Genomic DNA, 13481 nt, shown 5'->3' with positions numbered 1-13481 from the left:
GCCCACCCGCCCCGCCCAAGGTCCGCGTCCCGGGCACGCGCACCCCCGCACCACGCAGCCCAAGATCCGCACGCCCACCCGGCCCCGCTCAAGATCTGCGCCCCGGGGCCCGCGCACCCCCGCACCGCGGAGCCCAAGATCCGCACTAGTTCCCGGAAATAGGGGCGCTCCCGTGGCGGGGGCGGTGCTGGCGGGTGCCCGGGAAGGATCTTGACCACGGGCAGGATGGCGTGGTGCGGTGGCGGCATGGCAGCTGAGTACCGGGCGATCTTCGACGCGGAGGTCGTCTTCGCCAACGGCGGCGGGTTGCGGACCGAGGGGTTCCGGTTGGACGTCCCCGGCCCGGAGATAGACGACGCGACGCTGGGCTCGCTCCTCGTCCGGCACCTCGGCCTGCTCATGGTGGGCGAGGTGCGGATCACCAACAGGACGGTGGTCGAGGAACCGCACAAGGGCGGCCGGGCGGTCGCCGTTCCGGCCGGCGACGGCAGCCGGCGACTTGTCGAGCTGAGCCACGTGATCACCGACGGGATGATCACCCTGCCCGGCTGGCCGGCACCGCAGATCACCGACTGGCTCACCCGGGAGGCGTCCCGGGCGAACTACGCCCCGGGCGTCGAGTTCCACGTCGCCCGGATCGACATGATCGCCAACACCGGCACCTACCTCGACACGCCCGCCCACCGTTGGGCGGACGGGGCCGACCTGGCCGGAACCCCGCTCGACCGCCTCGCCGACCTGCCCGGGATCGTGGTCCGGGTACCGCCCGGCACCCGGTCCGTGGACCGGCTGATGCTGGCCCCGTACGACGTGGCGGGGCGGGCGGTGCTGCTGCACACCGGATGGGACACGCACTTCGGCACCGACCGCTACGCCGGCCCCGACGCGCCCTACCTGACCCGGGACGGTGCCGACTGGCTGGTCGACGCGGGCGCGACCCTGGTCGGCATCGACTCGATCAACATCGACGACATGACCCCGGCGGCGGCCGGCGAGCGCCCCGCGCACAGCGCCCTGCTCGCCGCCGGCATCCCGATCGTGGAGCACCTGACCGGCCTGGCGGCCCTGCCTCCGGAGGGGTTCCGGTTCACCGCCACGCCGCCGCGGGTGGCCGGCATGGGCACCTTCCCGGTCCGCGCCTTCGCCATCGTCGACGCCTGACCTCGCCCGCGTCCGCGGGCCGAGTCAAGATCCACACGAGATCGCCCACGTGGCGGTATCCACCGCACACGGATACCGCCACGTCGCCGACATGGAGTGGATTTCGCCAGCGTGAAGGCTAGGCGACCCGGGACGCGGTCGGAAGGAGCCGGCGGAGCAGGCGTCCGGAGAGATGGGCCAGCGCCCGGGACTGAGCCAGGTCGATCGGCCAGCGTTCGACCTCAGAACCTGCGGAGAGTTCAAGCAACAGCCCGCCAGACGGTGTGGGGCCGACCTCCATTCGCCAGAGGCCGAGTCGCATCTGGATCACTTCGTCGCCGCGGACCGCCGTGCCGACGAGGCGAGACAGGTGTAGGTCGTTACCGCCAGCACAGTCAGGGCCGCGCAGGCACCAAGGCGGATGGACGGAGTTCGGTAGGTTACTCACGGGCCGGGGTCCTTCCCGGTCAAGGCCCGGGGAGCGGAGTGCCACCTCCACCCCGGGCCGCCCTACATGTGATGCCCACCCGGTTGCGAGCCAGGGCAAGCGAGCCGAGTCTATAGCTGCTAATCGACATTGTCGACAGTGTCGACGTTATAGACGCTGTCGATTTCTGGTGATCTACTTGGCCTTGCGAGCCAGGGAGACACCGTGAGCACACCCAAGTACGAGCAGGTGGCGTCCGCCATCCGCGATCAGATCCGCACCGGCAAACTCAAATCCGGCGATCAGCTACCCACGACCCAAGGGCTGATCGAGATGTACGGCGTCTCCTACGGCTCGGTCCGGACCGCGCTGCTCATCCTCAAAGCGGAGGGGCTGATCGAAGGCCGGCAGGGTGAGGGCGTCTTCGTCCGCCATCCGGCCTCTCGGTAGCCCGGATCAGCGACCCAGTCCACCGGGGCCAATCACGCTCAGCCCTGCCTGCCGCGCCAACCACTCCGCGCGCTCCAACTCTCGGTGGCGGACGTGCACGAAGACGCTGTGCCCCGCGGACGGCTCGGTGGCCCAGATATCTGAGGCGTTGAAGACCAACTGCACGTGCGCGTACTTGAACTCCCGACCTAGGCCGAGGCTGGGCACCTCCGGCCAGCATCCGGGCTGCCACAGCACGTACCCCTGGTCAACCCTGATGGTCTCTTCAAACCGCCCCTCCATGGGGCCCAGCCCGCGCGCCTCCACTGTGACATCGACCGGTGGTCGGCAGGATCTTGCGGGCCAGTCTCCCGCTGGCTGGACTGGTCCACGAACATGAAGTCCTCGCCGTCGGCGTCCAGCAGGTGGTCGTACGCGTCGAGGTCGCGCGGCAGACCCGAGTGCCGCCCAGTTCGCGCCCATATCTCCACCTCGGTGCTCGGCAGGTCGACGAGGTCCAGCAGCCGCCCGACGCTGTCCAGCGCCCGTCCCACGTCACCGGTTCGCAGGACGGGATACGCCCAGGAGTTGCCCATCAGTAGCGCACCGAGATGCGGTGCTCGACCGCGTCGATCCGGACCTCCCCGCCGTACGGGATGATCAGCTGCGGATCGGTGTGCCCGAGATCGACGTCGAAGACCACCACCGGATCCTCGGCGTAGTCCGCCAGCGCCCGGGTAATCGCCTCCCGCTGCGCCTCGCCCCACTCCCGCCGCTGCTCCACCGTGTGCGGCTTGTCGAACTCCCACGCCTTGGCGCGGCCCACCAGCACCGCCGGAAAGCCTGCGAGCAGCCCCCGCTCGCCCATGTTGCGCAGGATCCGGAACACCTCGGTGGCCGAGGGCAACTCCTCCGACGTCTCGATGATCAGCACCTCACCCGCGTGGTCCGCCACCGCACCGACCCGGTCGATGGCCAGCAGCCAGTGCAGGATCTCCAGGTTGCCGCCCCAGGTGCGGCCCTGCACGACGGTCGCCGGCCCTTGCCAGCGCCACCCGGCGCCGGGGAACATCACCGGCTCGTACGCCAGGGTGGACGGGTCCCGCCAGTCGTTCGGCTGGTCGCCCCACTCGGCGGCCGGGATCAGCTCGTACCAGCCGGAGGTGAACAGGGCGGCGCGCAGCGAGTCGAAGGTCAGCGGGTGCGGCTTGCCCGGCCGGCCGAGGTGCACCAGGACGGATCCGCCGTGGTAGGCCACCATCCCCAGCCGGTAGAGGTGGTTGAGGACGTTGGTGTTGTCCGAGTAGCCGTAGTACGGCTTCGGGTTGGCCCGCAGCACCGCGTCGTCCAGGTGGGGCGTGACGGTGATCAGATCGTCCCCGCCGACGGTGGCGAGCACGGCGGTGATCGTCGGGTCGGCGAAGGCGGCGGTCAGGTCCCGCGCCCGGTCTCGCGGGTCGGCGCCCAGCTGCCGGGTCGTCGGATACTCCACCGGCTCCAGCCCGAACTCCTCGCGCAGCCGGCGCAGCCCCAGCTCGTACACGTGGGGGAAGAGGCCCGGCAGCCCGGCGGACGGGGAGACCACGGCGACCCGGTCGCCCGGCTTCGGCTTGGCGGGGTATCGCAACGACGTCATGCCCCCGACGCTATCGGCCGGGGCCAGCGGGTTGTCCGGGCGTCCGTCCGGCCGGCGGCGGCACGCCGTCGCCCCCAGGGCCGCCGGACAGGGCGGCCAAACCGCACAACCCGGGCGAAGCGCCGCCCTAGGCTGGCCACGTGGGCGATCAGGGGCCGGAGCTTCCGGTACGCGACTGGCTGCCGCGCGCGGCGGCGCTGCTGGTCGGCACGCTCGCCCTGGCCACCGCGTTCATCGCGGCGTACGTCGGAGCGCTGCACAAGCCGACCCCACGCGACGTGCCGGTCGGGGTGGCCCGCAGCGACCAGCGCGCCCAAGCGGTGCTGGCCGCCGTCCGCAGCCGGACCGACACCATCAAACCCGTCCAGTACGACGACCAGGACCGGGCCCTCGACGCGCTGCGGTCCCGCGAGGTCTACGCGGTGCTGCACACCGACCCGGGTGGTGGCCTGACCCTGTCCACCGCCAGCGCCGGCGCGCCCACCGCCACCGACCTGGTCAGCAAGGTGCTCACCCAGGCCGCCGGGCAGGCCAACCTGCCGCTCCAGGTCACCGACGAGGTGCCCGTCTCCGCCGACGACCCGCGTGGGCTGGTGCCGTTCTACCTCGCGGTCGGCCTGGTGCTCGGCGGCTACCTGGCGTCCACCGCCCTGGGTATCTCGCTCGGCACCGCGCCCCGCAGCCTGCGCCGCGCCGGCCTGCGGATCGCCACCCTCGCGGTGCACTCCGTGCTGCTCGGCATCATCGGCGCGGTGCTGGTCGGGCCGGTGATGGGCATCTGGGCCCACCAGGTCCTGGCGGTCTTCCTGGTCGGCGCGCTCACCGTGTTCGCCGCCGGCATGGTCGCCGCGGCGGTGCAGGGGTGGCTGGGACTGCTCGGTACCGGCCTGGTGATCCTACTGCTGGTGGTGCTCGGCAATCCTGGCTCGGGCGGCATCTACGCCCCGGAGTTCCTGCCGACCTTCCTGCGCGGGATGCACCGGTGGAACGTCACCGGGCTGGCCACCGACCTGCTCAAGTCGGCGGTCTACTTCGACTGGCGGGCCGGGCGCTGGCCGCTGGTGGGGCTGGCGCTCTGGGTCCTGCTCGGGATCCTCGGGCTGGTCACCGCGACCATCTTCCGGGCGCACCGGCGCGCCGTCCGCGCCGCGCGGGCCCGCCCGGCCGCACCCGGGAGACCGGCCACCGATGGCTGAGCCCGTCGATCCGTCCCGGAGTGCAGATCATCACCCCGTCCCCCTCCTGACACCGGGGCGCACACGGATACGATCCAGGGAGTCGGACAGCGCTGTCCTTCGTACTCGCGTAAGGAGCGCACCGTGACCGACCAGCACGACCACGACGGGCCCGACGCCGCTCTCCGGGCCGACATCCGCCGCCTCGGCACCCTGCTCGGGCAGACCCTCGCCCGCCAGGAGGGCCGGCCGCTGCTCGACCTGGTCGAGGAGATCCGCGCCCAGGTCCGCTCCGACGCCCCCGCCGCCGCGCAGCGCCTCGCCGGCCTCGACGTCACCACCGGCACGAAGCTGGCCCGCGCCTTCTCCACCTACTTCCACCTGGCCAACATCACCGAGCAGGTGCACCGGGCCCGCGACCTGCGCCGGCGCCGGGCCATGCACGGCGGCTGGCTGGACCAGGCGGCCAAGATGATCGCCGAGCGCGGGGTCCCGGCCGAGGAGATCGCCTCGGTGGCCCGCCGGCTGGCGGTACGCCCGGTCTTCACCGCCCACCCGACCGAGGCGGCCCGCCGGTCGATCCTGTCCAAGCTGCGCGCCATCGCCGACGAGTTGGACGCCGAGACCGCCAACGCCATCCTCTACGGGGCCAGCGACGAGGGCCCGGCCAACCGGCGCCTGGCCGAACTGCTGGACCTGATGTGGCAGACCGACGAGCTGCGGCTGGACCGGCCCGACCCGACCGACGAGGCCCGCAACGCCATCTACTACCTGCGTGATCTGCACGCCGAGGCCGCCCCGCAGGTCCTCGACGACCTCGCCGATACGCTCCGCACCCTGGGCGTGGAGACGTCACCGACCGCCCGCCCGCTGACCTTCGGCACCTGGATCGGCGGCGACCGGGACGGCAACCCCTTCGTCACCCCGACGGTCACCCGCGAGGTGCTGCAGATCCAGCACGAGCACGGCATCGAGGCCACCGAGAAGGCGATGGACGAGCTCATCAGCGAGGTCTCCGTCTCCCGCCGGCTGCGCGCGGTCTCCCTCGACCTCTCCGCCAGCCTCGCCGCTGATCTGGACGCGCTGCCCGAGGTGGCGCCCCGGTTCCGCCGGGTCAACGCCGAGGAGCCCTACCGCCTCAAGGCGCGGTGCGTGAAGGCGAAGCTGACCAACACCCGGGAGCGGCTGCGCAACGGCACCCCGCACGTGCCGGGGCGGGACTACCGCGGGTCCGCCGAGCTGATCACCGACCTGGAGTTGCTGCGTGCCTCGCTGGCCCGCAACTCCGGGCAGCTCACCGCCGTGGGCCGGCTCGCCTCGACGATCCGTACGGTCTCCGCGTTCGGGCTGCACCTGGCGACCATGGACGTCCGCGAGCACGCCGAGGCGCACCACGCCGTCCTGGCCCAGCTCTACGGGGCGGTCGGCGAGGTGTCCGACTACCCGTCGCTGAGCCGGCTGGAGCGCACCAAGCTGCTCGCCGACGAGCTGACCGGCCGCCGGCCGCTCTCCACCCTGGACACGCCGCTCACCGAGACCGCGCGGAAGACATTCGACGTGTTCGGGGCGATCCGCGAGGCCCAGGACCGGTTCGGCACCGAGGTGATCGAGTCGTACATCATCTCGATGACCCTCGGCGTGGACGACGTGCTCGCCGCGGTGGTGCTGGCCCGCGAGGCCGGCCTGATCGACGTGCACAGCGGCCGGGCCCGGATCGGCTTCGTGCCGCTGCTGGAGACCCCGGGCGAGCTGAACGCCGGCGGCGAACTGCTGGACGAGCTGCTGTCGCTGCCGGCGTACCGGGCGCTCGTCGCGGCCCGGGGCGACGTGCAGGAGGTGATGCTGGGCTACTCCGACTCCAACAAGGAGGCCGGCATCACCACCAGCCAGTGGTCCATCCACCGGGCCCAGCGCGCGCTGCGCGACGTGGCCGCCCGGCACGGCGTACACCTGCGGCTCTTCCACGGCCGGGGCGGCACGGTCGGCCGGGGCGGCGGCCCCACCCACGACGCCATCCTGGCCCAGCCGTACGGCACGCTCGACGGCGCGATCAAGGTGACCGAGCAGGGCGAGGTCATCTCCGACAAGTACACGCTGCCCGCCCTGGCCCGGGAGAACCTGGAGCTGACCGTGGCCGCGGTGCTCCAGGCGACGCTGCTGCACACCGCGCCCCGGCAGCCGGCCGAGATGCTGGAACGCTGGGACGCCACCATGGACGTGGTCTCCGAGGCGGCGTTCCGGTCGTACCGGTCCCTGGTCGAGGACCCGGACCTGCCCGCGTACTTCTGGGCCTCCACCCCGACCGAGCTGCTGGGCCAGTTGAACATCGGCTCCCGGCCGGCGAAGCGGCCGAACACCGGTGCCGGCCTGGCCGGCCTGCGGGCCATCCCGTGGGTGTTCGGCTGGACCCAGACCCGGCAGATCGTCCCCGGCTGGTTCGGCGTCGGGTCCGGGCTGGCCGCCGCGCGCGCCGCCGGCCTGGACGACGTGCTCGCCGAGATGCACCGGAACTGGCACTTCTTCCGCACGTTCCTGTCGAACGTGGAGATGATGCTGACCAAGACCGACCTCACCATCGCCCGCCGCTACGTGGAGACCCTGGTCCCGAAGAAGCTGCACCCGATCTTCGACAAGATCGAGCAGGAGTACGAGCTGACCAAGCAGGAGGTGCTGGCGGTCACCGCCTCGCCGGCCCTGCTGGACAACTCGCCCGTCCTCCAGCGGACCCTGGCGGTGCGGGACACCTACCTGGAGCCGCTGCACCACCTCCAGGTGGCGCTGCTGCGCCAGTACCGGGATTCCGGCGCGGCGGGCCGCGCGGTGGCGACCGCGCCCGGCGGCCGCCGGGCCCCCAACGACGGTACGGCGCTGGAGCGGGCGCTGCTCACCACGGTCAACGGCATCGCCGCCGGCATGCGCAACACCGGCTGACGGCCGGCCCCGCCACTCACCGCCGCGCCAGATCGGCGAGGCGGCGGGACCGGTGCTCGCCGCCGCGCCAGATCGCCGGGGTGGCGGGGCCGGTGCTCGCCGCCGCGCCCGATCGGCGAGATGGTGGCATCCGCGCCGCGTCAACCGCGCCAGATCGGGGAGGTGGCGGGCACCGGCTAGCGGTCCGCGGGGCCTGGCGGGGTCACCAGTCGCCGCCGCCGAAGTCCCCGCCGCCGAAGTCGCCTCCGCCGAAGTCGCCGCCCCCGTAGCCGGGGAAGTCGCCGCCGCCCTGGCCGCCGGCGAACTGGTCGCCGCCGAAGTCGTTGCCGCCCTGGTCGCCGGCGAACTGGTCGCCGTAGTCCTGGCCGTCGCCGACCCCGTCCTGGAAGCCCTCCTGGTAGCCGGCCTCGTAGCCGTAGCCCGGGTCGGCGAAGGCGGGCGAGAAGAGCGCGTCGGCGATCAGCAGGCCGCCGAGCACCCCGGCGCCGGTGCCGAGCGCGGTCTTCCACCAGGGCGTCGAGTACCAGCCGGCGGGCACCCGCCGGCCCTGCCAGTGGCCGCCGGGGTAGTAGTAGGGCGTGCCGCTGCCCGGCTGCGGCCCGGCCCGGTAGGTCTGCCCCTGGACGTTGACCTCGCGCTCCTTGGTGAGCATCCCGGCGCCCCGGGCGGCGGCCAGCGGCGGCAGGTCCGGCCCCGGGTCGATGCCCAGCGCGGTCCGGGCCGCCCGGATGTACGCCAACCCCTCCAGCGCGGTCTCCCGGGCCAGCGCGAACTGGCGCGGCGTACGCGCCTGCTCCAGCTGTGAGCCGGCCGCGTTGTACCGCTCGCCCGCGTCGGCCAGCGCCTGGCGTACCGCCGGGGCGTCGCCGTGCAGGTTCATGAGCTGCCCACCGAGCCGCTCGTACCAGCGCTGCGCCTCGGCCCGCGCGTCGGCCAGCTCGGTGGCCTCGCGGGACCTGCTACCCCACCGCCAGAACACGTAGGCACCCCCGAGCATCAGCAGCAGGACGAACCACAGCCCAACCTTCATGACTCGACGGTACCCACGGGGGTCACGTCGTATCTGTTTGGCAAGCTTCGGAGGGTGACGAGCATCGCAACGCTGGCCGTGGTGATCATCTGTCTCGCCGCGGGCGGCGCGGTGGGCTGGCTGGCCGCCCGGGCCCGCTCGGCGACCCAGATCGCCCGGCTGGAGGCGACCCTCGCCGCCACCCGGGAGGGCGAGGGACGGCTGGAGCAGTCGATGCGGGCGCTCAGCTACGAGGCGACCGCCCAGTCGCAGGAGGCCGTGGCGCGCGCGGTGGCCCCGCTGCACGACACCCTCCGGCGCTACGAGCAGCGGGTCACCGAGCTGGAACGCGACCGGGTCGACGCGTACGCGGAGCTGCGCGAGCAGGTGCGGGCGATGAGCACGGTCTCCGGGGAGCTGCGCACCGAGACCAAGCAGCTCGTCGCGGCGCTGCGCGCCCCGCAGGTCCGCGGCCGGTGGGGCGAGCACCAGCTCCGCCGGATCGTCGAGGCGGCCGGGATGCTGGAGCACTGCGACTTCTCCGAGCAGGTCACCGGTGCCACCGACCATCAGGGGGTACGCCCCGACCTGGTGGTCCGGCTGCACGGCGGCCGGACGGTGGTGGTCGACGCCAAGGCGCCCTTCGACGCGTACCTGACCGCCATGGAGGCGCGCGACGAGCGGGGGCGGGACACCCACCTCGACGCGCACGCCCGGCACCTCCGGGCGCACGTGGACGCGCTGGCCGCCAAGTCCTACTGGGCCGCGTTCGACCCGTCGCCCGAGTTCGTGGTGCTCTTCGTGCCGGCGGACCCGTTCCTCGACGTGGCGTTGCAGCGCGACCCGGCCCTGTTGGAGCACGCGTTCGCCCGCAACGTCGTGCTGGCCACGCCGGCCACCCTGGTGGCGCTGCTGCGCACGGTGGCGTACTCGTGGCGGCAGGAGGCGCTGGCCCGCAACGCGGCCACGGTGCACCTGCTGGCCCGCGAGCTGTACGGGCGGCTGTCCACCCTGGGCGACCATGTCGGCAAGCTGGGTGCGTCGCTGGGCGGGGCGGTGACCGCGTACAACCGGGCGGTGGGCTCGCTGGAGGCACGGGTGCTGGTCAGCGCCCGCAAGCTGGCCGAACTGGGCGTCTCGGACCAGGAGTTGAGCGCTCCGGCTCAGGTCGAGGTGGCACCGCGCCAGCCGCAGGCGCCGGAGCTGCTGTCGAACGGCGTCGAGACACCGTCCACATCGGCGCAACGGCCGACAGATATCGACGATTAGCACGTTCTCGTGGCGATGACGGCCAATCCGCATCACGGACTGGTCACAACCCTCCTCGCGCTAGTGACACCGCACGGCGTACACCGAAGGATCACCGTCACGTGTGCCCTGTTCCCTGAAGGGCCCCTGTTCTCTGGAGGAAGAGAACGTGAGCCAACCCCGCAACCGGAGCCGGCGTACCTCCGCCGCGCTTTTCGCCTCGGTCCTGGCGGCCGGCGCGATGACGGTCGGGGGCGGCGCCGCCACCGCGAGCGCAGCCCCCGCCACCGCCCCTGACACCGCCCAGCCGACCGCTGTTGAGACGCTCGGAGCGCACGACGCCAAGCTGCTCACCGAGGCCGAGGCGAAGCACGCCCCCACCGTCACGCTGATCATCGCCACCAAGAAGGGCTCGGCGAAGAAGGTCACCGACGGCCTCAAGAGCCTCGGTGCCGCGGTCAGCCAGCGCTACGACGAGGTCGGCTACGTGCTGGCCAAGGTGCCGACGTCGAAGGTCCTCAAGGCCGCGACGCTGCCGGGCGTCGCCGCCGTCGACCTCGACGAGACCATCAAGCTCCCCGACCCGACCCCCGAGGCCGCCCCGGCCGGCGCGAAGGTCGCCAAGCAGGGCGAGACCCTGGCCGGTCCGGGTGCGGACACCGGTGCCGTCAACCCGTACATGCCGACCAACGAGACCGGCGCGGAGGCCTTCAAGGCCGCACACCCGACCTGGGACGGCCGCGGCGTCACCATCGGCATCATGGACTCCGGTATCGACCTCGACCAGCCGGCGCTGCAGCAGACCACCACCGGCGAGCGCAAGATCGTCGACTGGGTCACCGCGACCGACCCGCTCGAGGACGCGACCTGGCGGCCGATGATCACGGACGTGACCGGCCCGTCGTTCACCAACTCCCTCGGCACCTGGAAGGCGCCGGCCGGCACGTACAAGTTCAACACCTTCCGCGAGTCCACCACCATCGGCAGCGACCCGGCCGGTGACGTCAACCGCGACAAGGACACCACGGACGTCTGGGGCATCCTCTACAACCCCGTCAACGGCGACATCGTGGTCGATGTCAACCAGAACTTCGACTTCACCGATGACGAGGTGATGCGGCCGTACAAGGAGAAGTTCCAGGTCGGTCACTTCGGCACGGACAACCCGGCCACCGCGGTGCGGGAGCAGATGCCGTTCGTCGTCGAGTACCGCCGCAACGTCGACACCACTCCGGTCGGCGGCCCCGGCCTGGTCGACTACGTCAACATCGGCATCATCGAGAGCACCCACGGCACGCACGTCGCCGGCATCACCGCCGCCAACGGCATGCTCGGCAACAGCGCGTTCAACGGCGCGGCGCCCGGTGCCAAGCTGGTCTCCGCCCGGGCCTGCTCCTGGGGCGGCGGCTGCACCTACGCGGCGCTCACCACCGGCATGGTCGATCTGGTGGTCAACCGCAAGGTCGACGTGATCAACATGTCGATCGGCGGCCTGCCGGCGCTGAACGACGGCGCCAACGCCCGCGCCCAGCTCTACAACACCCTGATCACCACCTACGGTGTCCAGATGTTCATCTCGGCCGGCAACTCCGGCCCGGGCCTGAACACCGTCGGCGACCCGTCGGTGGCCAGCAACGTGGTCAGCGTCGCCGCCAACATCAGCAAGGACACCTGGCTGGCCAACTACGGCTCGGTGGTCCGCAAGGACAACGCACTGTTCAACTTCTCCTCGCGCGGTCCGCGTGAGGACGGCGCGTTCAAGCCGAACATCGCCGCCCCCGGCTCGGCCATCTCGACCGCGCCGACGTGGCAGCCCGGCGTTCCCGTCGCCGAGGCCGGCTACCCACTGCCCCCGGGCTACCAGATGCTGAACGGCACCTCGATGGCCTCCCCGCAGGCCACCGGCGCCGCCGCGCTGCTGCTCTCCGCCGCCAAGGCCACCGGCAAGGCGGTCACCCCGGCCGCGCTGCGCCGGGCCGTCTACACCTCCGCCCAGCCGATCGCCGACGTCCCGACGTACGCGCAGGGCTACGGCATGTTCAACGTGCCGGGCGCGTGGAAGCTGCTGGCCGACGGCGTGGAGACCCGGACCTACACCTCCCAGGCGGCGGTCTGCACCGAGCTGTCGGCGAACCTGACGAAGTACAACGAGAGCCTCGGCATCTTCGAGCCGAACCCGAACGTCGGCGCCGGCATCCACAACCGCTGCGCCGCCGACCGGGGCGGCCAGAAGGTCAAGGAAAGCCGTGACTACGAGGTCAAGCTCACCCGGACCAGCGGCCCGAACCGCACCGTCGCCCACCTCATCGGCTTCCGGGGCAACGACGGCACCTTCTCGGCGCCGGCTGTCGTGCTGCTGCCGCTGAACAAGACCGTCACCGTCAAGGTCAAGGCCAAGCCGATGACCGCCGGCGCGCACGGCGCCATCATGACCGTTGACGACCCGGCCACCCCGGTGGTCGACTTCGAGGTCTCCACCGTCGTGGTCGCCTCGAACACGGTCAGCGCCCCGGCGTACTCGTACACCACCGAGGGCTCGGTGGAGCGCAACAGCTTCACGTCGTACTTCGTGACGGTTCCGCCGGGTGCCGGCGCGCTGCAGGTGAACCTCTCCGGCATCGCCACCGGCTCCCAGACCCGGTTCATCGCCATCAACCCGTACGGCGTGCCGGTGGAGAGCACCGCGAGCACGGCCTGCTACACCAACTTCTCCGACGCCGCCGTCTGCAAGCCGCAGGAGCGGGACTACCAGAACCCGATCCCGGGTGTCTGGGAGATCGAGGTGGAGGCCCGGCGTACCTCGCCGACGCTGGACAACCCGTTCCAGCTCCAGGCGCGGGTGCAGGGCGTCAAGGTCGAGCCGGCCGTCGTCGAGCTGCCGTCGGTCACCGCCGGCACCCCGGCCAACGTGAGCTGGGGCCTGACCAACGCCTTCGGCCCGGTCCAGGTGACCGGCGTCGGCGGCCCGCTCGCCAGCGTGCACGCCGAGCGGCCGACCATCGCCGAGGGGGCGACCCAGGAATACACCGTCGAGGTGCCGGCGGGCGCCACGTCGTTCACCGTTCGGATCGGCAACCCGGCCAACCCGAGCGCCGACCTCGACCTGTTCGTCTTCCGGGGCGCCACCCAGGTCGGCCGTTCGGCCGGCGGCAGCTCGGAGGAGGCGGTCACCATCACGAACCCAGTGGCCGGCACCTACCGGGTGGTCGTCGACGGGTACGCCGTCACCGGGCCGGGCAGCAGCACCGCCTACGACTACCGCGACTCGTTCGCGTCCGCGTCGCTGGGCTCGGTGTCGGCTCCGGCCACCTCGCTAGCCCTGGACAACGGCGCCACCGCCACCCTGACCGGCACGGTGACCGCCCTGGCGGCCCCCGCCGCCGGCCGGGAGCTCTACGGTGACGTGGCCATCACCACCACCGAGGGCGCGGTCGTCGGCCGCGGCTCGGTGTCCGTCGGCGCGGTCAACTGACCTCCCGCTGAACC

Annotated in this window: 9 protein-coding genes; 6 read left to right on the top strand and 3 right to left on the bottom strand. The window is 72.2% G+C overall.

Going from position 1 to position 13481, the window contains the following annotated elements; genetic code table 11:
- Positions 1-246: 246 nt before the first annotated feature.
- Both ACGF4F_RS09045 and ACGF4F_RS09040 read left to right on the top strand, forming a co-directional pair.
- Positions 247-1161 (top strand): cyclase family protein, encoded by a 915-nt coding sequence (locus ACGF4F_RS09045; protein WP_357437809.1) that lies wholly within the window; start codon positions 247-249, stop codon positions 1159-1161.
- A 631-nt stretch (positions 1162-1792) separates the two neighbouring features.
- Positions 1793-2017, top strand: a complete 225-nt coding sequence (locus ACGF4F_RS09040; protein WP_357437807.1) for a winged helix-turn-helix domain-containing protein — start codon at positions 1793-1795, stop codon at positions 2015-2017.
- A 6-nt stretch (positions 2018-2023) separates the two neighbouring features.
- Here the strand turns inward: ACGF4F_RS09040 and ACGF4F_RS09035 are convergent, their stop codons facing one another.
- Both ACGF4F_RS09035 and ACGF4F_RS09030 read right to left on the bottom strand, forming a co-directional pair.
- Positions 2024-2299: a hypothetical protein gene (locus ACGF4F_RS09035; RefSeq protein ID WP_357437804.1), complete on the bottom strand. Its 276-nt coding sequence runs from the start codon at positions 2297-2299 to the stop codon at positions 2024-2026.
- A gap of 292 nt (positions 2300-2591) precedes the next feature.
- Positions 2592-3632: a S66 peptidase family protein gene (locus ACGF4F_RS09030; RefSeq protein ID WP_357437801.1), complete on the bottom strand. Its 1041-nt coding sequence runs from the start codon at positions 3630-3632 to the stop codon at positions 2592-2594.
- Positions 3633-3772: 140 nt separating this feature from the next.
- Between ACGF4F_RS09030 and ACGF4F_RS09025 the strand changes: the two genes are divergently transcribed.
- Together ACGF4F_RS09025 and ppc are read left to right on the top strand one after the other, a co-directional pair.
- A complete protein-coding gene (locus ACGF4F_RS09025) occupies positions 3773-4828 on the top strand; it encodes a hypothetical protein (RefSeq protein ID WP_357437798.1) in 1056 nt (351 codons plus the stop codon).
- 123 nt (positions 4829-4951) lie between these two features.
- Positions 4952-7738, top strand: a complete 2787-nt coding sequence (ppc, locus tag ACGF4F_RS09020) for a phosphoenolpyruvate carboxylase (RefSeq protein WP_393076020.1) — start codon at positions 4952-4954, stop codon at positions 7736-7738.
- Positions 7739-7940: 202 nt separating this feature from the next.
- On the opposite strand, the gene ACGF4F_RS09015 is transcribed toward ppc, so the two are convergent.
- Positions 7941-8768 carry a hypothetical protein gene (locus ACGF4F_RS09015; protein ID WP_357437792.1) on the bottom strand — a complete coding sequence of 276 codons (828 nt, stop codon included), beginning with the start codon at positions 8766-8768 and terminating at the stop codon, positions 7941-7943.
- Between the two features lie 54 nt (positions 8769-8822).
- Here ACGF4F_RS09015 and ACGF4F_RS09010 point away from each other — a divergent pair, with 54 nt between their 5' ends.
- Together ACGF4F_RS09010 and ACGF4F_RS09005 are read left to right on the top strand one after the other, a co-directional pair.
- Positions 8823-10016, top strand: coding sequence for a DNA recombination protein RmuC (locus tag ACGF4F_RS09010; RefSeq protein ID WP_357437789.1), 1194 nt, complete (start codon positions 8823-8825; stop codon positions 10014-10016).
- A gap of 148 nt (positions 10017-10164) precedes the next feature.
- Positions 10165-13467 carry a S8 family serine peptidase gene (locus tag ACGF4F_RS09005; protein ID WP_357437787.1) on the top strand — a complete coding sequence of 1101 codons (3303 nt, stop codon included), beginning with the start codon at positions 10165-10167 and terminating at the stop codon, positions 13465-13467.
- The last annotated feature ends 14 nt before the right edge of the window (positions 13468-13481 follow it).

The organism is Micromonospora sp. NPDC047740, from assembly GCF_043204735.1.
GTDB lineage: Bacteria > Actinomycetota > Actinomycetes > Mycobacteriales > Micromonosporaceae > Micromonospora.
The sequence above is the reverse complement of the archived record's forward strand: the minus strand, read 5'-3'. Positions and strand labels throughout refer to the sequence as shown.